Genomic DNA, 20871 nt, shown 5'->3' on the forward strand with positions numbered 1-20871 from the left:
TCCATCAGTGACTGCTGGACATTTATCTTGCCACGGCTTTTGTCAAAGCTCTCGGCTGTTACCCCAACTATCAAATAATCACCAAGTGACTTGGCCCGCTCCAGCAACCTCCTATGCCCATAATGCAGCAAATCATAAGTAACATAGGTTATTACCTTAACCATCTATATCACCTGCCCATCTAAGTATTATCAGTCCGATCACTTATTACCAGCCTTTTATAAATTCAATAGCTTTCTGGTAATCGCCATAGGTATCAATATCACATGCCCTGACCTTCACTCCTGGCAATGGGATATATGGCTCTAATACATTAAAAACATTTCCCGAAGTGTACTGAATTCTATCCCGACGCAAACAACAAGGTCCGGTCCACTCATAATCACCCTGTTCCCGTGAAAATCCCGTCACTTCACCTTTTTCGTTTAACGACAAATAAACCGCGTCCTCAGACCGTTTATCAGCATAGGCAATCCATTCCCCATCTTTATTAAGGAGCATTTTTACATCGTCAGGATGTACCAACAAATCTCCATCGTACTCCAAGGCATATTCATTACCATCCTTAGCCCCCAGATAATAGCTGGTACCAGTCTTGGTATTAAAATAATCATGATTATAAACAAAAATCGCATCCGGACGATATTTTCGCACTTCTTCAACAACCCGATTAGCTTCAAATCCCACTACAATGCGAATATCTTCCACATCCTTAAATAAATCAAGCTGCCAATGAATAAGGGTCTTTCCGTTTATATCAATAAGTGCCTTAGTCGTTCCCAGGCCAAGACGAGAACCTATTCCGGCACAGGTTATAACAACTGATTTAGCTGTCTGCATAACGCCACCTCATTTAATACCAGATAATTTGCTACAGAGATTGCCCCCGGGGCCGGGCTATGGGTAAGGCCTGAGGCAATAGCCACATCCGCCATGCGCATAGCCTCCACATCGTTATTTCCGTCACCAATAAAAACTACTCTATGACCATCGTCTTTGTATTTTCTTACGATTTCTTCCTTCTTCAATATCTTGGTTAATTTTACCACATTGTCATTTTCCATCTGACCAGAAGAGCAAAAGCATTCACAACCAATTTTCTCAGCCAGCTTCTCTATCCAACAATCCAGATTACCAGTAGCAATACTGCAATTTTCCTTATGCTGTTGAATGAATTCCACTACCTTTTCATAGGTTTCCACGCCACTAAGGAGATTATTTACTTCAGTTGCTGGCAGCTTCCCCAATATATATACCCGTCGGATAAAGGACTCAATAAAAGGCACCTGCCCCGCTACTGTAGCTTTGGTCAACTCGTTTATTTGTTCCTCTACCTTGAAATGACTGGCAATAAGCGGCAGTGTCTCACATTTGGTAATAGTACCATCTAAATCAAAAATGAATTTCGTCATGCTTATCTCTCCAATACATTTTTCATAAACTCATCATGCACTCAAACAGCAAATATAAATCCTTTATAGCAATTTTATTAACCACTACACGCTCCATTTCTTTTCCTGTAATCGTATCGCTGGATATTGAGGGTAGTGATGATTCCACTCATCTAAACTTAGTACCTCAACTTTATCAATTAATTTATGTACAAAGTCACATTTTTCCTGCAATTTAAACGGCAATCTGTCTTTCAATCTATTTCTTACAGCCTTTCGCTCAGTAACATGACTATTACGAGCCTCCACCACATACACATATATGAATCTCTTATTAATACCTTTACCTAATCCATTTACATAATGAATGCTATCATAGTATTTACGTACCACATCTCCAATTTTACTTGTTTTTACTGGCCTAAAGTCATTTGGTTTGCTCACACCGTAAAAATTAGAGTTTTTACACTCAACAAGCAACAATGACTTATTATCTTCAACAATAAAATCAACATCATGCAAGATACTGTCCTTAATATTCTGATATTCATCATGCAATCTATCAGTTGCCCAAATTGCTTTAGAAAAATCAAATTTCCATGATTTATTTTCATCAGTAAAAACCATACCCATTTTTATTCCCCTAACCCCAAATCATACACCTTGTCCAACAACTCATTAAATGTGTGAGTAATATCATTATGTTTTAAATCTCCAAAATATTTTCCTGTCTCACAAGCAACAGTTTTTCCGTCTTTATATAATGCATGAAATAAAAGTTGATCATTTTCCACTCTGTTTACATCAAAATATTTTGCAAAAATATAATTATGGGTACTGACAAAAATCTGCACACCTGAGCGGGATAATTCTAATAAGCATTCCACCACTAATGGTAGAAATTTAGGATTTATATTCGCCTCTGGCTCATCCCATAACAATACTGACCCTTCCACAATATTTTCATTCATTAAAAGCTGCCATAATAGTCCAATTTTTTTTAAGCCTTCTGCTTCTACTGAAAAGCTAATCTTTCTTCCATCATGTTTTTTTATGTAAAATTCTTCATCTTCTATTTCAACCGTGCCATCCATCATTTTTTCCAACACAGGTAATACATTCTCAGCTAATTTGGGTGTTTTTTTCAAATTCCACTGATTAGCTCTATTTATTATGTCGGTCAAAGTTCTATCAAACGGAAAGGTACTGTACTTATCTGCCATTGATAAAAGGCCCTTCGAATGAGTCAACATATCTTTAACTGGAATAAATACAGCATTAAACCCCTTCTGTGGTTCACAAAAAATATAATTACTTGTGCCATGGTTATATGGAATGGAAAACTCAATAGTCTCCTCATCATTATCAACTGCACGTAATATAATATTCGCCCCATTTTCAAATGCCAAAGTATCACTGTGTACTCCAAAAATATTCCCAACAGAGATATCCGTTTTTTCTCCGCTTCTAATCCTCGACAAACAGTATAAACTCTTCAAAAAATGCGTCTTACCAGTACCATTCTCGCCAACTAAAACATTTATACCATTGGATGGCTTAATCATTATATCTTTAAAAACGGTAAAGTTTTGTATATGTACTTCATTTATTGTCATTCAACTGTCTCCCTTTTCTATATCATTAATCCTATAAATAACAAATTTATGGCTTAAGAACCTAATCTCTGGCACTATTATTTTCACCAATAAAAATGCTTCTATATTTTTTTACTAAACTCATCATGCACATTTTTCATGGCTATATCTAATGGATTAAGCAAATTATTTGAACTTACTGCATCACGATACATATCATATAAAACTGGTAATTCTGTACAGCCTAAAATACAGTCATTGTTTCTATTTACAAAATCTATAAACTTACTTTTTACTTTAACATTATATTTATTTTGCTTTACAGCCTCTATGCACAACCTTAAGTCCGAAAACTCTTTTTCAGCCGGTGTGGCATACTTTATACCAGCTTGCTCTAATTTATCTTGATATACGCCTGATAGTATGGTTCCTTCCGAAGCCAAAAGGTACACTTTAGAAATATTTCTTTCCACCAGTTCAGCCACACATGCATCTATAATATTTACTACTTTATTCTCAGCCTCTGGAACTAATTTATAAATTTCATCCAGAAACAAATGTGATGTATTGCATGCCAAAATTATCCTTGTAGCTCCTCCCTTTAGCAATAATAACATAGACTCAGCCATGGACTTAACTAATTCTTCGCGGCGTTCACCATATAACGCAGCACGAACACGACTAGGCATAGTACAGTTATTATCAATAATGATACGCGGGCGCTCCCATTCTTTTTCGGCGGGAAAAATTTCTGCATATTGTTGAAACATTTTTATTGTTGCATAAGTTCCCATGCCACCCAATATTCCTATAATAAAATTCTTATCCATCGCCATTACCAACCTTCAAAATAATTCGTGTGCAAAAACCAACAAATCAAATATAACTGCAGTATACTTTATCTCTCCAATACAAAATAGTACTGTGCTGTTTCCTTGCGGTTATTTAAGGACTCATCGTACAAAAAGCTTTCCTCTTTAATTGAAAAACCATTTTTCATCAAAGAATCATTCATCATTTCTACCAATTCATCCCTAGTTCGGTATATAGAATTATAGGTATCGTCTAATTCATCTGAAAAGTGGCCTTTTAAGGTCAAGCGCTCATCTATACCTACAGGCCCACGCATGATAACAATAGACTTCTTATGAGCTATTTTGCAAATTTCCATGAAGGTGTTACCAACATCTATATCATTAAGATAGTTCCATATACCCATGAATAATACTCGGTTAAAAATTCCCCCCCATTTATTATTTAACAAGCAGTTCGTAATTTCATTACTTTTCCCGGCAAAGAAGAATCTGTTGCTTTTTTCCTTATTTAGCTCACGAGCTTTTAAAATAAACTCTTCGCAAAAATCTATTCCACAATATTTGTCTATATCAGTAGTAATTGCATCAGACCAGCGACCGATACCACAGGCAATATCCAGAACTTTTGATTTTTCATCCAGTTTTAACAGCGGCAACAGCTTTTCTATTTCCTTGGCATTACGCTGTTTCACAAGCTCTGGATTATTGTCCTGATACATCGTCACCGCATATGGATTATCTTCATTGTATTTTCCCGCCCTATTATTGAAAAAAGCCTTAGTTGCCTCATAATTTATATCTTCATGTCCACCCTTTAATCGCATAGTTTACACCTCAAGCTCTTTCTGCTACTGTTTTCAATTCATGTTTTACCTTGGCCTGTATCTCTTTGTAGCCCACATCAGCACTCATATATTGCAGCTCATGAAAGGATCTTGCCCGAACGAATTTCCGCCAATTGCCAAATTCTGCCTCCAGCACCTTCTCATAATCAACTGGCACAGGTATCTCCACACTTTCAAAAGGCAGATACACCACATCACGATAGTATTTTAACTTTAAATTCCCCTTTATTCCCATGATTTTGCTGAATTGATATCCAATATTTTCTGACTCACCAAAGTGGTTATTGCAGAATTTTTCATATTCCTTAAAGCGTTCCAATACAGGAAGGTCTATAAACGCCCTGATAAAATCATTCGATGGCCTGAACTGTGTCCCTTTTTGTATTTCTTCCAATGTCCCTACAGGATTATTTATAGCTGCTATCAAGCTTTGTCGTATATCCCAAACAGCCTGTACCCGTCCACTGCCATCAGTAATATCATCCAACGGCCAAATATCAATAAATATACCCTGCTGGCGATGTCCATCCATTTCTTCAATGGCGGCTGTTTCCACGTCCATCACCTTCATAATTGTCAATATCTCACCACTGGTATAGGCAGAGGAAGCAATAACCGGATATCGTAATTCCTGTCCAGCCACCTGCTTAAACCTTTCATAATCCGGCCTTAGCATAGAAATATCCAAATCATCATCCCATGGAATAAAGCCATTATGCCGTGCTGCCCCAATAAGTGTACCACCCTCGGCGAAATACTTAATAGAATGATTTTTACAAATTCTATCAATTTCAGCCAGCAGCTCCATCATTTTATTCCAGGCTTTCTTCCTGTCGGTGGTTACAAGAAAGCCATCCCTTATTTCGTCTTTCCCTATGTTTTTAATAAAATCCATATTTACGACCTCTACTATTTCCAGAGATAATCTCCACATTGCAATAATTCTCTGTTGATGTCCCTCAGCATTACATCATACGGAATATCCGCACTCATCACAACGCCCTCATGAGCAGAAGGGCTATGAACCGGTACACGCCAGTTACCATATACTTCAGTCAAAAACTCATCATAACCACCTGGCATTGGTACCTTTATTCCCTCAAAATCCATATATGTAATGCCTTTAAAAACATTTTTTGATACTGGTTTTGAACGATTACACCAATACGACATCTGAAAAGCTACTTTTGATGACTCATCAAAATGCTTCACACAAAAATCCTCATAGACCTTCATACGCTCATATAAAGGCATCCCCAATATCCTTTCCAATGTCTGCCTTGCCACATGAGTTGTGACACTATTTTGTAGTCCATCTTCAATCTGTTTGGGTGCAATAACACACATCCACAGCTCCTTGCTCATTTCATCTATCAAAAAACCTTTCTTGGAACCGTCTGCCACTGCATCCATAGGAAAAACATCTACAAAAATTCCTTGGTGAAAACATCCTCCATCCCAGTCCTCTATAGCAGATGTTCTGTCATCCATTATTTTGGTCCAATTGATAATTATATTATCTGTATAGATATTCTGTACAAAAAAAGGGGCTTTAATTTCCTGAGCAGCTGCTTCAACAAACCGCATATAATCCGGCCGCATTATGGCCACATCAATATCATCATCCCACGGAATAAAACCATTATGTCTGGCACATCCAAGCATAGTCCCGTCTATCGCAAAATACGGAATATTATGCTTCTTGCATATCCTGTCTACTTCCAGCAGCAGCTCTATTTCCTTATTCCATATCTTCTTCCTGTCGGTGGTAACGAGAAATCCACTTCTTATCTCATCATGTTCTATGTCTGTTATATATACCTTATCCATATTTTTCCCCTAAACAGCTAACAAATTATAATTAGGCTATACTAAATCATCCCAAGGATACCTTAATTCTATTCTGTTTCCCTCAATATCGTAATAGTGTTGTTCTACATTTTCATCAGCAATCATAGACGCAGTTGAACATATTGATGCAATAACCTTTAGATTTTTCCCCGTTAGGAAATACAAAACCTCATAAGGAATTGGATTCATAACAACTGAAATTCCTGGAAACTCCTTTTCATAGTTGATATTAAAGCCTGTCGGATGCGCCTTAATATATAAATCAGCCGAATTATAATTAGATATGATTTTCCTGTATGCACTTAGTTCCTTTTCTAACGGCATCATACCAAAATTTGAAAACGGTCCACCCAAGTAACACACCGATTTCTTGGAAATTTCATTCAGTGTAGACTGGTGCATAAAATACAATGAAAGGAAAAACTGTTTTTCTGCTTCACTTTTCTGCTCCCACAAATTTCGAAGATCAATAATATGTACTTTACTTTTTACATCATTGGGTATCCGCCAAATACCTGTGAGATATATTTTCTGTACACGACAATTATGTCCCATAAATGATTCATTATTTCCCATAAATTGTGGAAATCTGGATAAGGTACTCTTTTTACAATAATTACCAGTTCCATCCTCTGAAAGAATAAAAGGAATCTGGCGCAATTCACTGTGCCATAAAATTTGTACTATATCAAGATGGTCCTGTCCGTAGACGCATATATCTCCATTAAAGTAATCATAGAATCCTTTTATTATTTCTTTTAAGTATTCTCTATTTTTATTCCGCGCCATCTGTCGCTCTTCCAATGGAATATCGTTATATAGCTTTTGGTGACAGGCCATTCCTGCCTTTTCCAAATTTTCAACAATAGATGGACTAAAACAACTATCAAAAACAAAAAAAGTATCTTTAAATACATCAAAGGGCATTAACAAAAAATACTGCAAAAAAACATACTGCGTGTCACACATTAAAATATTCATATTACAATCCCTTATCCTCTATAAGCCTATCTATAGCCTGCACCACCTGTAACGGTGTAATTGACTTGCTGCACTCAAATTCTCTGTCTGTGCCCTTATGATATGGGCAAATCTCCTTCCAATTAACCCTTATATCGTTATAACATCCGTGACACACAAGCTGATTTGTTACTCTATACGGTGTTTCAAACTCACCCATAGGCAAACTGAATCCGCTGATAAGTACAACCGGCACGCCACAGGCATTGGCCAGCCAGGAAAGGCCACTGCCCAATCCGATAAAGAAATCCGCATAAGCCAGGAGATTTATTCTCTCCATCAATGGGCGCATACCTGTAAAATCCTCAGCCCCCACTGGCATAGATATTTCAATGCCATTTTCAATTACTGTATGGCTACCGTCGATACACAGCACCCGATAGCCCAAGCTTTTTAGATATTCCACCACAATATCCCAGCCCTCAGGATAGAGCCACCGCTTCATTATGCCTGAGGCCTGCACCGCGATACACACATACTTTTCCTGTATCTGCCGTGGCGCAGTAGGGTAATACTGAATAGTTGGTGCCTGCTCATGCAGCCCCAATATCACCTGAGCCGATTTATACGGTGGCCAATGACGGGAATCATCGGGAATAAGATATGGTGGCAGGTCAAACACTGCCAAACAGAAAGAAGCATAGCAACCACCTGGTATGTCCTCCTGTACGTTTATCCCCGGCATATACTCCTTACATAACTCCTTAAAACTGTTAGGCGGATATAAGGTAATTTTGGCATTGTATATCTCCTTTAAAGCATTTACATATGGAAGCACTGAAATGGTATCTCCCAACACTCCATCTACCATAAAAATATAGATATCCTTATCATGCAAGTCCATGAGGTGATCGAAGACCTTTTCTCCATCCAGCCATGCCTCTATATACCAATGAATATAATATTTTTCCAAAGAGACTAAAATTCGTTCAGATATATCACCATCAAAACCCACCATACCGGTATCAAAATCAGAAATTTTTATATGCCAATTACCGGTTGGAACCTCGACTCTAGCACCACCATTAAAGTCTATATATAACCCCTCTATTCCAGTTTGCAGCTTCACATCTCCCACGGCTTTTTCAAAGTTGAGAAGTCTATTTATCTGCTGTGGCTCTATTTCGTCCTTTCGTACAGAAAAATAAAATATAGGATGCTTGTGCATTATAAAACCTCTTCCTTCTTGTTTTTTGGTTGTTCCTTTAGTAAGATTTAATTAAAAACGAAAGGAGCATATCCTATGAGCAGAAATATTGTCCTCTTTGGACTTGGCGATGAATTATATATTGACGACTGGTCTCAGGAAACCATTGTGGCCGTAGGCACCCTTTCACCTGATGTAAAAACGTCTAAAAACGTCGACTTAAATGGCCAATCAGTGCCGGTAACCAATATCGATGGTCTAAAAAAATTAACCTTTGATTTCATTATTATTACCGATTCCAGCCAATTTAACAGAATATATATAGCCTGTGCTCAGGCACAAATTCCCCAATTTAAAATTATTTCATATGACACATACATCCACCATGTGAGGAACAAGGTAGAATACAATGTGGATGATGAGCAAATCCTACTAAAACTAATTAATGATAAAAATATTAACCGCGTACTGGACGTTGATTTGTATTTTGCCGACGGCGTAAGCACAACCCGCAACCGGGCTAATTATGCTGAGATAAATGACTACGGGCTGTCTATTCCAGATGATTTACAGCTTATTGGTATTTCACCGGAAAACAATGAGGAATATTGGCCAATTTGGGACAACATCTACGATCGCATATATCATAATTTGGACAGTATTCTTATACAGCACTTCGACTTGCTGCTCATAATGAAGACCCGTTCCACCGATGACTATATTCAGCTTATTGATACCAGCTACGGTTCATGGAAATATGCCCTTCTCCAAATAGAAACCGACTCTGATACTTATAATGACCTAAAGAATCTGGACTATGCCGGGCTGAACCTAAAGGTCACCTGGAAACAAGCCCAAAATTCCACCTGGCTGTGGTTAGAGTATGACAAGCATGATACCGAAATCTATGTTATCTGCCACAAACCATATAATTTACCTAAACTGCCAAGTATCTACCACCCAATTCACGCAGGAAAAAATGGTAAAGAGGGCTTTGGTCTACCAGGGGATGACACAGGGGAAAATATTTCCTTCTTAAACCCTTACATAAATGAGCTTACGGCCATCTACTGGATGTGGAAGAATACCAATGCTGAAATTATCGGTACTGCCCACTACCATCGGTTCTTTGTCAATGAAGCAGCCGACAGCTACATTTCTGACAGCCATAGTTTCCTTGATGAAGGTACCATAAATCAAATGCTACAGGACTATGACATCATCCTGCGCCGCAGCGTTCCTTATGGAAATACCGAGGACTGCTTGAGAAAACATTTGGGATATGATTTTTTTGAGTACATAAAAAAAATATTCCGAAATGTTATCCATGATGTGGCCCCTGATTACGAGTATTCTTTCCTCTTTGCCCTTTCCCGACATAATATTGGTCATGCCTTCAATATGTATGTTACCCGTCGCCATGTCTTTGATGCCTATTGTAGTTGGCTGTTCCCAATTATTTTGGAGGCTGCCAACCGTATTGATTTTCCACAGCTTCAGGAGCCGCCTCACAGCCGTATCATCGGCTTTATGGGCGAGGCACTGCTAATGCCATGGCTCATGAAACAACGGCTCCGCATCAAAGAATTACCTGTGCGAGAATTATAGGTTAATAAATAGTACTGGAACAAATGACTTGAACAATAGGTCAAATTGCGTTAAAAAATATTTTTCTTGCCATATCATATTTATTTAGCGGAAAAAGTTGCTTGTTTGAGCGTAGCGAGTTGCAACTTTTTTTGCTATTGTTATTGGCAAGTAAAATTTTTAGCGATATGACCGTGTGAAAGGCATTGTTCCTGACTATTACAACGACATCATTTCTAAAACTCTCTGGGCCCTATTAGCCCAGCAATGATTAGCCTTGGCTGTCCCATAAGCACGGATAGCTGAGGCTAATCTTTTTGACTCATCAAGAAGCAGCTCATCCACCACATTCATCTGCTGACCTATATTTTTCCAATCAAACAGATAAATCTCACTGCCATCCTCAAACTCTCTATCTAAATAAGAGCTGTATTCACTTACCACCACTGCCCCATTAAGCATAGCCGTAAACACCCTATCGTGACCGCCATTATTAAACTCCGCCTGATCCTGCACCACTACCTTGGCACGTGAAAACGCATCCAATACCGTGTCGTAGCTAACAGCACCATGAAGCTTCAATCGCTTGGCAAATGGTACATTATCCCAGCCTGGTCCAAAGACATCCACTCGGATGTCTTTTTTTGTGAGTTCCTCAAGGGTACGATACCGCCGCTTCATTTTCACATAGAAAAATATCCCATGGAAAAATGGAGCCAAAGCATCTATATACGCCTGACCAATAAGGCCATGCTCCTCCAGCACATATCTCACCGCTTGAAGAAGACTTACCGGATTAGCCAGCATATATTCCACCACATCATCCAAAATGCCAATTACATACGGATTGTCAGCCTGCTCCCGCCAATACATTTTGATGTTACCATCATCAAACATACTGGCACTGAACACCACATCCAAATCCCTATCAGCACTGAAAATATCATCTTCATTTTGGGCAACATCACCGCCCAGGGGCTGAAATATCTCACCGGCAAATTTCTTCTCCGGAAATCGATATTTTATGGCCCCCACATGGCTTTTATCCAAAACCCAGAGATAATGCTTCTTGCACGGAAACGCCAGATTACCGTTGGCCGCATTATATGGAGCATCCAACAGCACCGATACATGAGGAATATCCATATCCCCCAGTACATAATGCCCCGGTGCTGTCTGCAAAAAGGAACCCGTATCATTGACACCGATACTGAACCACACTTCTCCCGCCATCATCAAATCATAGGCCCGTTGCATGGCTGACGGGTCATTCAAGTAGGTAAACTCCACATCAAGACCAAGCTGCTCAAATCCTTTGCCAATTTCCCATGAGTTACGATGCAGAGCCGGATGATTCCCCTGAGAAACTATAAAGGCTATTATCTTCTTCCCGTTACTCATGGCAATGTCCCTTTATAGCTCTAATGAGTCCAAATTCCACCATTGGCATTGCAGATGCAAATTTTAGTGCCTTATCCTTGTCCCCCATTGCCAGACAGGTAAAGGCCATATTTTTTAATACAAACGGGTCATGAGCATCAATCTCCAAAGCCTGCTTTAATAAAGCCTTGGCCCCAGCATAATCTCCATTTACATACATACCACCAGCAAAATTATTAAGGCTCTGAATCTTTTCTCTAAAGGAAATATTGCTGTTCATTACTTTACTGATGATGGCTTCAACAGACTCTCCTACCGGCTTTTGCTCAGAGGCACCAACCGGTTCTGTCACTTTCTGGGCACACTCAGCCACTGGTGCACTATTTACCATGCCAGCCTGCTGTTTGTTCTTGCTCTTGTTTAGCAGGGACTTCAGACGATCCACTGCCGCCTGAGCCTTAGTCTTTCCTTCATCAGCTGTAGCTGATTCGGATGCCGAAGTTTCCTTTACAGGTGAAAGAGAAGCCTCCAGCATATCCTGAATAGACGAAGCTTCCAGTTTCGGCATCTCAGGAGCTGATGGGGCATTGTAATGCTTATGGAAATATTCCACCAGGGCAGAATACTTACTCATCATATCTTTCATATTTTCCTGACAATATTCCAGCATTTCCACCAGCAATTTACTGTCTTCATCCCGAATACCGCCGGCATATTTTTCCACCACAAAATTAAGGATAGTAAACCCATCTTCAATCTTATCTTCCACAAAGCACAAACGGGCCAACAAAAGGCGGGCAGCAATATTTTGCGGGTCATAGTTCAAGGTATTATTCACCCATTTAGCTGCCCTTTCGTAGTCGCCGGTCATAAAATAACAACTGGCCCCCATATACATGATTTCCGGGTCCATTTTTTTATGCTCCGCCAGCTTTGCCATGGTATCCATGGCCTCCACATATTCACCGGCCTTGTACTGCTCCTTCATTTGCTTCTTCAGTTCAATCAGCTCATTGACCGCTGCATTTTCTATCTTTCTCTTCTTTTTGTTATTGATTTTATTTTTAAAGCTACCCATTGAATGCCACTCCTTTACATAATTTCTACATCTCTATATACTTCCACGAAAAACTTTATTTTCCTGCAATAATGTCCATATATGCCTGTTCTAATTCGGCCATATATTTCTTCCCGTCCATTATTGGCGATTGATTCATCATTTTCCGCAAATTCCTGTGCAATACATTCAACAGCTCCACATCATTAGCCAAGGCTACTGCCCGCTCGATGTAATCATTAATATTGTCTACTGCCAGCTCTCCCAAACCCGTATTGCTTAAAATACTCAGGCCGAACCGGGAGCCCCGCCGTTTCCCATACATGGTTATCACCGGCACCCCCATATACAATGCATCACAGGTAGTGCCTCCTCCGGGGTAAGGGTAGGTATCCAAGGCAATATCCACATCCAGATAGCGGTTCATATAGGTATTGGTGGCTGCTTCCAGTTCAACCCGCTCCAAATCAAAGCCCAAGGTCTGCAACCGGTTTCGCACCATAGCGCAGGCCGAATCACTAACCAAAAGCTGACATTTTAGCAGCAGCCGTGAATCTGATACCCTATCCATTATTTCCTTCCAGGCCAGGAGCATTTCATCAGTCCATTTATGATAATGATTAAACACACCGAAAGTGACATATCCCTTTTCCTTGCATGGAGTACCCTTTGGTATTAAAACATCATTGCGCCCGGTATAACAGAACTGGCTAGTAAGATAAAGCGGCTGTTCTGTTATGTTACTCGTGTCTGGGTCAATAATTTTATCAGTAATCAAGAAATCTGTACAATCAAGTCCAGTGCTTTCCATCCAGCCGAGTCCGGAAAGCTGCACTGGAGCCACTCTATCATAGAATACTGGTAATCCACTGTCAGCACTATGGCCCGCCAAGTCCACCAATATATCAATATGCTCTTTTTTTAGACATGACACAATTTCCGGCCATGACATTTTAGAAACATCAAGCCAGTTATCAACAAGTCCCTTTAGATGCTCCGTATAGCCATCCACCTTATCGGTCAAGCTGATACAGGTTACCTTAAATTTATCATGATCGTAGCCATGAAGCATGGTGTAATAAAAGGAGAACATCACATGCTGACGAAAATCCGGGGAAATATAGGCAATATGCACCTTACCGCATGCCGCATTTTCCCTTAATTCCGAATTACGCATTACGCATTCCGAATTATTTTTCCCTTCCGCATTACGCATTCCGCATTCCGCATTAATTTCTCTCAGCTTTCGCCTTATATCCGCACATTCCTCCGTTTGGCATAGACGACCCATTAACGCTGAACCTAATATTCCAAACTTGCCATGAGGATTATCCACCAGCTTCGACGCCGTTTCATAGCCTGCAACAGCTTCTTCACAAAAACCTAAATCATAGCTACGGCTGGCATAGTGCATCCACAAGCGCCGCTGAAAATCATTGGTTCCCTTGTCAGTTTCTTTTTCAAGTAACTCAAGTGCTTTTTTACTTTCCCGCCAGGCTTCTACATAATCCAGCCTTTCCTGCAAAATATCACTTAACAGGTTGGTAGCTTCCAGTAAATATTTCTGAGCATGGTCCTGCTTTATTGCCAGCCTACACCATTCTTCGGCCCGGCAATAATCCTCGGCCTTATAGCAGTCAAAGCTATAGTTTAATGCTTCCTTGGCCGTTGGACACTCTATCTTGGGCAGGGTTGCAATATATTTATCCCACACCGCTTTATAGGCCGTTTCCAGCTCCTGCATATAAAGCTTTCTGTCCATTAAAGGCGAATTTTCCATCATGTTACGAAGGCCAATATGGAGATTATTGATTATTTCTTTATCGCCAGCCAAAGCCACGGCTAAATTAAAATACGACTGCTTATCATTAGTAACAAACTCCGACAGGCCAATATTTTCCAATAGGCTCCTGCCAAACCGCTCCCCATGGCTATTACCTGCCAAGGTAATCACTGGTACTCCCATATACAAGGCATCACAGGTAGTACCGCCCCCCGGATAAGGAAAAGTATCAAGCGCAATATCCATATCCAGATATTCCTTTAGATAATCCCTGGAAAAGCCCCTTAATTCTACCCTTTGCTGCCATTCCGGCTTGGCCATATCAACACCATATTTAGCCAACCGCTCACAAAACAGCTTATGACCGTATTCATCGTCAAACACCTCACCTTTAAGCAGTAGATGAGAATTTGGCACGGCCTTAATAATATCCGTCCACAACTCCAATACTTCATCTGTTACCTTGCGTATATGATTAAAGCTACCGAAGGTAATGTAACCATTCCTTATACATGGAGCTTCGCCATTAGCCGGTGCTTCATAAAGCGGCGCATAGCAAAAATGTGAATGTGATAATTCAATAATATCCTCACTAAAATATTGCGGCTCAGAGGCCAAATATCTGTCTGACAGGAAATAATCCACAGCCTTTAAGCCAGTGGTAGCAAAGTATCCTATACCACTTATCTGCACTGGTGCCGGCTTATAGGCCAATATAGGCAGCCCATTCCCCTTGGTATGTCCCGCCAAATCCACCAAAATATCTATTCTATCATTATAGATTACCCTTGCTGTATGATCTGCATTCATGCCACTGATATTGCGCCAGCAGTCAGTCATATCCTTTATTTCTTCGCTGTATTTATCCTCATTAGGATTATTATGATAACAATAGACCTCAAACTTATCCTTATCATAATTGGAAAACATGGCCCAGGAGAACCTCAACACCACATGATACCTTAAATCCGGAGATATATAGCCTATGCGAATCTTCCCTACTGGTTTTCCTGTCAATGCCTCCAGTTGGTATTTATCCTTATGGTCATATTGCGGTATATTATTAAACAGCTCGTTATAACCAATATGAGCCCTATAATACTCTGCCGGATCATTATAAATAAAATGTAAATTAAACAGATAGTTACTATATTCCAACGCTTTTAGCTGCAAATTATCCGTCGCCTCTATGGACTGCCAGTAATAATGTAAGGCTTCTTTATGATCCCCGTAATTACTAAGTAATTTGCCCAATAAGTTGCAGATTTTTTCCAAGACAAGTTTTGATTTCGGACTCTGATAATGTTGCGCAAAGCTGAATGCTTCCCGTCCTTTAGCAATAGCTTGTTGATTTTTCTGCTGTTGCATAAAAACACGTGCCTGCAGAAAAAGCCGATATGCAGTAGGAGGCTGACAAGCCAACTTGTCCACCAATTCAGCAGCCTCGGCGGGATTGTTTGTTTCTATGGCAACAACAGTCCGCATTTCCAGAGCACTACAAAGAAGCTGCTGCCAGCCTTTTTTTTCGGCTGAATGTACCAGCTTTGTTGCCAATTCGTCTGCTTCTTCGTATTGCCCCTTGTCCATAAGAGTATATATCTCTTCCAGCAAGGCTTCTCCTTGTTTTATATTCATTAGCCGTCAATCCCTGTTCTTTCCCTGTACGCCTTTAGTCGTTGTACAGCTGCTCTTTCTTTGGTATTCTGCCCAAATAAGGACAAATACTCAGGGGAAACCAATACATTCATATACCCATCCTTAGGGTATTCCTCCATGTTATTGGCCGCCATGATGCCCACTTGGACTAATTCCCGCAAGCGTTCTCCCAGCTTTACCCCGGCACTGTCGAAGCGTCCACCGGCCATGTAGGTATAGCCTTCCTCAAAGCCCTTAATGTTTTTTCCATAATAGGAGAGAACGCCGGCACTGGCATAGCCCTTTATGGTCCGAACAATAAATGCGCCGTCCTTCTCCCGCTCATAAAGGGAATTTAAAAGCTCAATCAGCTCCACGTCCTCCGTACCAGCCAGCATCCGGCACAGCCCACGCAGGGAATCCCCCTGATATTTATGCTGCTTTAAAGCCAGCAGATAGTTTTCCGCAGCACGCTGTTTATCATTCTTTATACTATATATGTTCCCCAGCCGCTCATAGGCATAAGGCAATAGGCCTCTGGAGGTATCGGAAATCCCCACACCCTGCCGCATTTTATCCTCCTGCACCTTACGCAGCTCCAAACCCTGCAGCACTGCCTGCTCCGCTCCAAGTATATCCCCATTCTTTTCCAAGGCCATACCACGAGTAAAAGCAAAAAACGGCTCATGAGGGTATTCCCCTTCAGCTCGATTGATCATATCCAATACGTCACCTACCGGGCGACCAGCATTATACATGGCCATTATAATCGTTTCATAAAATGAACCCTCACCGCCAATCATCTGGTAGCCGGCACTAATACATTTTTCTCCATAATAAATTGTCTTTTCGTATTGCCCCAAAGTATTATACGCATCCATAAGATATGGGTATAAACGCTGCCGTTCCTTCTCAGTTTGGGCCTTTTCCAATTCCTCCAACAGCATTGGCAGATTGCGTTCGCTTTTAGAGCGGATTATACTGCTGGAATAGCCGGTGTGAATAAATTCCAGCTTTTCCGCAAAGACCATTTTTTTATTTCCCTGAGCATTTTCCAACTGCTCATGAATTGCTCCTTTATATCTTATATAAGGTGTATGGCGAAAAATTCTTGGCAACAAACCGGTATTAAAAACCCGATTGTCATTATCAGCATCTACATCCAGCATACGGCACAAAAGACAGGCCAGCGTTTTATCTCGGTTAAACCGTTCCATCTCCTGACGGAAAGCTGCTTGTGCTTCTTCCGTAAAACTTTCGTCTGCATCCAAAAAAACGATCCAATCCCCAGTTGCCTGCTCTATAGCATAATTTTTCGCGGCAGCAAAATCATTTATCCATTTAAAATAAAATAGCTTCGCTCCAGCCTCCTTCGCCAACGCTACGGTATTGTCCGTAGAACCGGTATCAACCACGATTATTTCATCGGATACCCGTTTCATACATTTTAGCCAGCGGGGCATATTTTTTTCTTCATTTTTCACTATTACACAGGCAGAAATTTTAATTGCCATTTTTCATCGCCTCCTGGCACCAAGCTATGTATGTAGCCGTCTTCAAGGTATTATCAGCCCGACTGAGGGCTTCTAATGCACTATCATATTGTCCCAGATTATATAGACATATACCTACGTTTTGCCAAAATTCTTCATTAACCTGTTGGGAATCGACTGGTATCTGATTATACAGTTCAAAGGCAAGCTCTATTTTATCACCTTTCAGCAAGATTCCAGCCACTTCAATTATATGCTGCTCCAGTTCTTCCTCATTGCCAGATATAATCGGCAAAATATCAAGGTATTTTCTTATTGTTTCCTGGGAAGCAAGAATAAATATCTCTTTTATGAAAGCCTTATAATCAGCATAACGGCCTGTTAATGCCTGTTCATCGGCCAAACCATGAAAATATTTAACAATATTGCCTAATCCCGTTGGTAACATCATCACATATTCCTCATGATATTGCTCCAAAAGACATACATAAAATGCAGGCAATATTTCTGCAATTTCCTTCATTGACCGATTATAAATCCATGGATAAGACTTGACCTTGACTAAAGACTTGGGATTTTCTCTACCAAAATACTCCGCCAGCTCCACAAGTCCGTTGGCCGTAAATATATTGGCCAATAACACCTCATAATCCGGTTGTTCCTGATAAATAGCCGACAAATCATTTAACAGCTCCCGGTCTGCTATCCCATCATATAAATCAGCCCAACCACACAGGGCCTTTTCCGTCCACGGATTAATGGTAAGGGCCGTTTTAAACATGGCCTTGGCTGACTCTTTCTCACCAATTTTCGACAAGGAAATCCCCAAATCAGCATACAGCCCGTGGAGGACAGACATGATACTACTGGACTCGGCTGGTGCTTCCTGTCTATTATAGGCATCCAATAATTCCAAGGAATGTTGGAATAAAGCTATGGCTTCCCCATAATTCTCAGCTTCTGTCAAAATCATGCCCCGCCGGGCATAAAAATCCGGTATTTCAGGAAACAGTCTTATTCCCGTATCAGCCAGTACCAGTCTGTCATCAACAGAATAATGCAGCTTCTCCATGGCATTAAGGGCCAGCCAGTACATATCCCCCTGCTGCCCGATAGGCTGATAAGGGGACTGAGTAGCCAATAAAGCATTATCCAAGGCACTTTTATAGTCCTTCAGCATATAATGGCACTCAGCCAAATAACGGTATAATTTTCTAACATCCTGCCCATCCTCAATGTCCAGCTCCATAAGGTGTAAATTACGCTGAGCCTTTTGGGGACTAATCCCTCGGGAATACCCCGTATGATTAATTAATAGGCTTTTATCGGCAATCTTGGTCAGAAGCTCCTGACTATCATTTTCACCCAACACCAGACTTTCGTGAATCCGCCCTAGATAATGTATGCCGTCCAAGTGACGGAAAATCCGCAGGGCGTTAAAACAGTTGATAATGCTATTGTCGCTTTCCTCAATATTGGCCATAGGCACAAACAAGGCCTGCAGGTCTTGGTCAGCATTCACATAGTACAGATAGCTCCTCACAAATTCCGGTTCTGCAAAGAGTTCATCCGCATCGGTGAATACAAGCCAATCTCCCGTAGCTTCCGCCAAGCACTGATTTTTGGCCCAGGCAAAATCATCCTGCCAGATTGATTCCACCAGTATCATATCCAGGTCAGGATTTTCTTCACTAAATTGGCTAATTATTGCTTTGGTATTATCCTCTGAACCAGTGTCATTGATGATAATTTCATCAGCAAATACACTGACATTTTCCAGCCAGCTACGGATATGCTTTTCTTCATTTTTCACGATTACACAGGCAGTAATTGTTATATCATGATGCTTTTCCGCCATAACAGTCATTTCCTTTTGCCGCTTTTCCATTAAAGGAAGCATTTCCTCGGTCAACAAGCATGGCTCCATACCGTCATATCCTTGATACAATGACAAGGCCCTATTTATTTCATTTTTAGCTTCTTCATAACGCTTTAACTGGTACAGGCTCTCACTATGCTCTGCATGAAAATCCGGCAACTCAGGAAAGTCCTTCACCGCCTGAGTTGTCAGCTTACATCGCTCCAGCTTCTTCTCCACCGTATCTGCTTTGGCATAATACCGCATCAGTCCCCGGTAGCTGCGGCTGGCGTAGGTAATGGGCTGCCGTCCACGGGCCACATCCAATCGGGCATAATACAAGGCTTTTTCCTTATCCCCCAAAGCAGTATAGGACTCATATAAACTTGTGTAATACCGCTCCTCCGGCTCTCCATTGGCTATAGCCGCTTCCATAAGGCGAATATTACGCTGATTTTTTTCCACTGATATGCTGGCAGTATAACCAGTATGGTCGATGGACAACAAGTCCTTTTTTACCCGCTGAGAATCATAAAAAGCAGCCTCACCGATGTATAACTGCTCATGAACTATTCCTTTGTAATTTAGCCCCTTAACATTCCGTACAATTCGTAGGGCATAAAATTCATCCAGGGCCTCCCCGGTGTCTTTGTCATAATTCACCATATTGATTAGCAGTCCCTTGGCCTCCGGAGAACAGGATTCCAGCACAGCCTTGATGTTATTTCTGGTAGTCGCCGAAAAGCTTTCGTCTGCATCCAAAATAATTATCCAATCCCCGGTAGCCTTGGACAATGCCATATTTCTAGGAGCTGAAAAATCATCATCCCAAGGCCGATAAAACACCTGCCCACCATAGGCTTTAAATATATCCACCGTAGCATCAGTAGAACCTGTATCAACCAAAATCAGCTCGTCCACCGCGCCCTTTATGGATTCCAGTGAACGAGCTATATTTTTCGCCTCATTTTTTGCAATATATACCGCTGAAATCTTCATGCCATTCCGCTCCCGTCCATGTATTTACCTATATTATAACGCAGTTACATATATCAAGAAAGAAAAAAGGGCCGGTCCGAAGACCGACCCAATTTTATGGTTGTGTTCGTTTGTGACTCTATGTTCCGATTACTGGAGCAGGCTGAGTACGTTGGAGCTGCTCTGGTTAGCCTGAGACAGCATGGACTGTGCAGCCTGGAGGAGAACGTTGTTCTTAGTGTAGTTGGTCATTTCCTTAGCCATATCAGCATCACGGATTACGGACTCTGCACTAGTTACATTCTCGCTTGCAGTGGTCAGGTTAGCCTGAGTGTACTCGAGACGGGACTCAGCGGCACCGATGGAGGTCTGCTGGTCAAGAGCCTTCTGAATAGCTGCATCCAAAGCGTTGATAGCAGCATTGGCCTTAGCCTGA

General features: G+C 40.9%; 18 protein-coding genes. 1 reads left to right on the top strand and 17 read right to left on the bottom strand.

Going from position 1 to position 20871, the window contains the following annotated elements; genetic code table 11:
• From ACKI5G_RS11885 to ACKI5G_RS11935, 11 genes are all read right to left on the bottom strand, one after another.
• Positions 1–164 (bottom strand): adenylyltransferase/cytidyltransferase family protein (locus ACKI5G_RS11885; RefSeq protein WP_407400656.1); only part of this gene is annotated, 164 nt, incomplete at its 3' end.
• Positions 165–207: 43 nt separating this feature from the next.
• On the bottom strand, positions 208–840 hold the full coding sequence (locus tag ACKI5G_RS11890) for an NTP transferase domain-containing protein (protein WP_407400624.1): 633 nt from the start codon (positions 838–840) through the stop codon (positions 208–210).
• On the bottom strand, positions 813–1412 hold the full coding sequence (locus tag ACKI5G_RS11895; protein WP_407400626.1) for an HAD family hydrolase: 600 nt from the start codon (positions 1410–1412) through the stop codon (positions 813–815). Before ACKI5G_RS11895 ends, ACKI5G_RS11890 begins: the two co-directional genes overlap by 28 nt.
• Before the next feature lie 84 nt (positions 1413–1496).
• Positions 1497–2024, bottom strand: coding sequence for a hypothetical protein (locus ACKI5G_RS11900; RefSeq protein WP_407400628.1), 528 nt, complete (start codon positions 2022–2024; stop codon positions 1497–1499).
• 2 nt (positions 2025–2026) lie between these two features.
• On the bottom strand, positions 2027–3007 hold the full coding sequence (locus ACKI5G_RS11905) for an AAA family ATPase (RefSeq protein WP_407400630.1): 981 nt from the start codon (positions 3005–3007) through the stop codon (positions 2027–2029).
• 101 nt (positions 3008–3108) lie between these two features.
• Positions 3109–3822 carry an aspartate/glutamate racemase family protein gene (locus ACKI5G_RS11910; protein ID WP_407400632.1) on the bottom strand — a complete coding sequence of 238 codons (714 nt, stop codon included), beginning with the start codon at positions 3820–3822 and terminating at the stop codon, positions 3109–3111.
• A 62-nt stretch (positions 3823–3884) separates the two neighbouring features.
• On the bottom strand, positions 3885–4625 hold the full coding sequence (locus ACKI5G_RS11915) for a methyltransferase domain-containing protein (protein ID WP_407400634.1): 741 nt from the start codon (positions 4623–4625) through the stop codon (positions 3885–3887).
• A gap of 10 nt (positions 4626–4635) precedes the next feature.
• On the bottom strand, positions 4636–5541 hold the full coding sequence (locus ACKI5G_RS11920; RefSeq protein WP_407400636.1) for a phosphorylcholine transferase LicD: 906 nt from the start codon (positions 5539–5541) through the stop codon (positions 4636–4638).
• A 14-nt stretch (positions 5542–5555) separates the two neighbouring features.
• Positions 5556–6476, bottom strand: a complete 921-nt coding sequence (locus ACKI5G_RS11925) for a phosphorylcholine transferase LicD (RefSeq protein WP_407400638.1) — start codon at positions 6474–6476, stop codon at positions 5556–5558.
• A gap of 36 nt (positions 6477–6512) precedes the next feature.
• Entirely contained in the window at positions 6513–7478 is a 966-nt protein-coding gene (locus tag ACKI5G_RS11930) for a glycosyltransferase family 52 (RefSeq protein ID WP_407400640.1), read from the bottom strand.
• A 1-nt stretch (position 7479) separates the two neighbouring features.
• Entirely contained in the window at positions 7480–8685 is a 1206-nt protein-coding gene (locus tag ACKI5G_RS11935) for an autotransporter strand-loop-strand O-heptosyltransferase (protein ID WP_407400642.1), read from the bottom strand.
• Positions 8686–8760: 75 nt separating this feature from the next.
• Here ACKI5G_RS11935 and ACKI5G_RS11940 point away from each other — a divergent pair, with 75 nt between their 5' ends.
• Positions 8761–10272: a DUF4422 domain-containing protein gene (locus tag ACKI5G_RS11940; RefSeq protein WP_407400644.1), complete on the top strand. Its 1512-nt coding sequence runs from the start codon at positions 8761–8763 to the stop codon at positions 10270–10272.
• 198 nt (positions 10273–10470) lie between these two features.
• Here the strand turns inward: ACKI5G_RS11940 and ACKI5G_RS11945 are convergent, their stop codons facing one another.
• From ACKI5G_RS11945 to ACKI5G_RS11970, 6 genes are all read right to left on the bottom strand, one after another.
• Complete coding sequence (locus ACKI5G_RS11945; protein ID WP_407400646.1) at positions 10471–11652, bottom strand: glycosyltransferase; 1182 nt, start codon at positions 11650–11652, stop codon at positions 10471–10473.
• On the bottom strand, positions 11645–12709 hold the full coding sequence (locus tag ACKI5G_RS11950) for a tetratricopeptide repeat protein (protein ID WP_407400648.1): 1065 nt from the start codon (positions 12707–12709) through the stop codon (positions 11645–11647). The genes ACKI5G_RS11945 and ACKI5G_RS11950 overlap by 8 nt, the downstream gene beginning before the upstream one ends.
• 55 nt (positions 12710–12764) lie before the next feature.
• Entirely contained in the window at positions 12765–16106 is a 3342-nt protein-coding gene (locus ACKI5G_RS11955; RefSeq protein WP_407400650.1) for a hypothetical protein, read from the bottom strand.
• On the bottom strand, positions 16106–17620 hold the full coding sequence (locus ACKI5G_RS11960) for a glycosyltransferase (protein ID WP_407400652.1): 1515 nt from the start codon (positions 17618–17620) through the stop codon (positions 16106–16108). Before ACKI5G_RS11960 ends, ACKI5G_RS11955 begins: the two co-directional genes overlap by 1 nt.
• Positions 17610–20456: a glycosyltransferase gene (locus tag ACKI5G_RS11965; RefSeq protein ID WP_407400654.1), complete on the bottom strand. Its 2847-nt coding sequence runs from the start codon at positions 20454–20456 to the stop codon at positions 17610–17612. The genes ACKI5G_RS11960 and ACKI5G_RS11965 overlap by 11 nt, the downstream gene beginning before the upstream one ends.
• Before the next feature lie 129 nt (positions 20457–20585).
• A partial coding sequence (locus tag ACKI5G_RS11970) for a flagellin (protein ID WP_407397598.1) occupies positions 20586–20871 on the bottom strand: 286 nt, incomplete at its 5' end.

This window comes from Anaerovibrio sp. (genome assembly GCF_045637405.1).
GTDB lineage: Bacteria > Bacillota > Negativicutes > Selenomonadales > Selenomonadaceae > Anaerovibrio.

What these genes read in the sequence shown, in the direction of transcription:
- ACKI5G_RS11890 (WP_407400624.1), bottom strand. Translation starts at nt 840, where the DNA reads ATGCAGACAGCTAAATCAGTTGTTATAACCTGTGCCGGAATAGGTTCT.
- ACKI5G_RS11895 (WP_407400626.1), bottom strand. Translation starts at nt 1,412, where the DNA reads ATGACGAAATTCATTTTTGATTTAGATGGTACTATTACCAAATGTGAG.
- ACKI5G_RS11900 (WP_407400628.1), bottom strand. Translation starts at nt 2,024, where the DNA reads ATGGGTATGGTTTTTACTGATGAAAATAAATCATGGAAATTTGATTTT.
- ACKI5G_RS11905 (WP_407400630.1), bottom strand. Translation starts at nt 3,007, where the DNA reads ATGACAATAAATGAAGTACATATACAAAACTTTACCGTTTTTAAAGAT.
- ACKI5G_RS11910 (WP_407400632.1), bottom strand. Translation starts at nt 3,822, where the DNA reads ATGGCGATGGATAAGAATTTTATTATAGGAATATTGGGTGGCATGGGA.
- ACKI5G_RS11915 (WP_407400634.1), bottom strand. Translation starts at nt 4,625, where the DNA reads ATGCGATTAAAGGGTGGACATGAAGATATAAATTATGAGGCAACTAAG.
- ACKI5G_RS11920 (WP_407400636.1), bottom strand. Translation starts at nt 5,541, where the DNA reads ATGGATTTTATTAAAAACATAGGGAAAGACGAAATAAGGGATGGCTTT.
- ACKI5G_RS11925 (WP_407400638.1), bottom strand. Translation starts at nt 6,476, where the DNA reads ATGGATAAGGTATATATAACAGACATAGAACATGATGAGATAAGAAGT.
- ACKI5G_RS11930 (WP_407400640.1), bottom strand. Translation starts at nt 7,478, where the DNA reads ATGAATATTTTAATGTGTGACACGCAGTATGTTTTTTTGCAGTATTTT.
- ACKI5G_RS11935 (WP_407400642.1), bottom strand. Translation starts at nt 8,685, where the DNA reads ATGCACAAGCATCCTATATTTTATTTTTCTGTACGAAAGGACGAAATA.
- ACKI5G_RS11940 (WP_407400644.1), top strand. Translation starts at nt 8,761, where the DNA reads ATGAGCAGAAATATTGTCCTCTTTGGACTTGGCGATGAATTATATATT.
- ACKI5G_RS11945 (WP_407400646.1), bottom strand. Translation starts at nt 11,652, where the DNA reads ATGAGTAACGGGAAGAAGATAATAGCCTTTATAGTTTCTCAGGGGAAT.
- ACKI5G_RS11950 (WP_407400648.1), bottom strand. Translation starts at nt 12,709, where the DNA reads ATGGGTAGCTTTAAAAATAAAATCAATAACAAAAAGAAGAGAAAGATA.
- ACKI5G_RS11955 (WP_407400650.1), bottom strand. Translation starts at nt 16,106, where the DNA reads ATGAATATAAAACAAGGAGAAGCCTTGCTGGAAGAGATATATACTCTT.
- ACKI5G_RS11960 (WP_407400652.1), bottom strand. Translation starts at nt 17,620, where the DNA reads ATGGCAATTAAAATTTCTGCCTGTGTAATAGTGAAAAATGAAGAAAAA.
- ACKI5G_RS11965 (WP_407400654.1), bottom strand. Translation starts at nt 20,456, where the DNA reads ATGAAGATTTCAGCGGTATATATTGCAAAAAATGAGGCGAAAAATATA.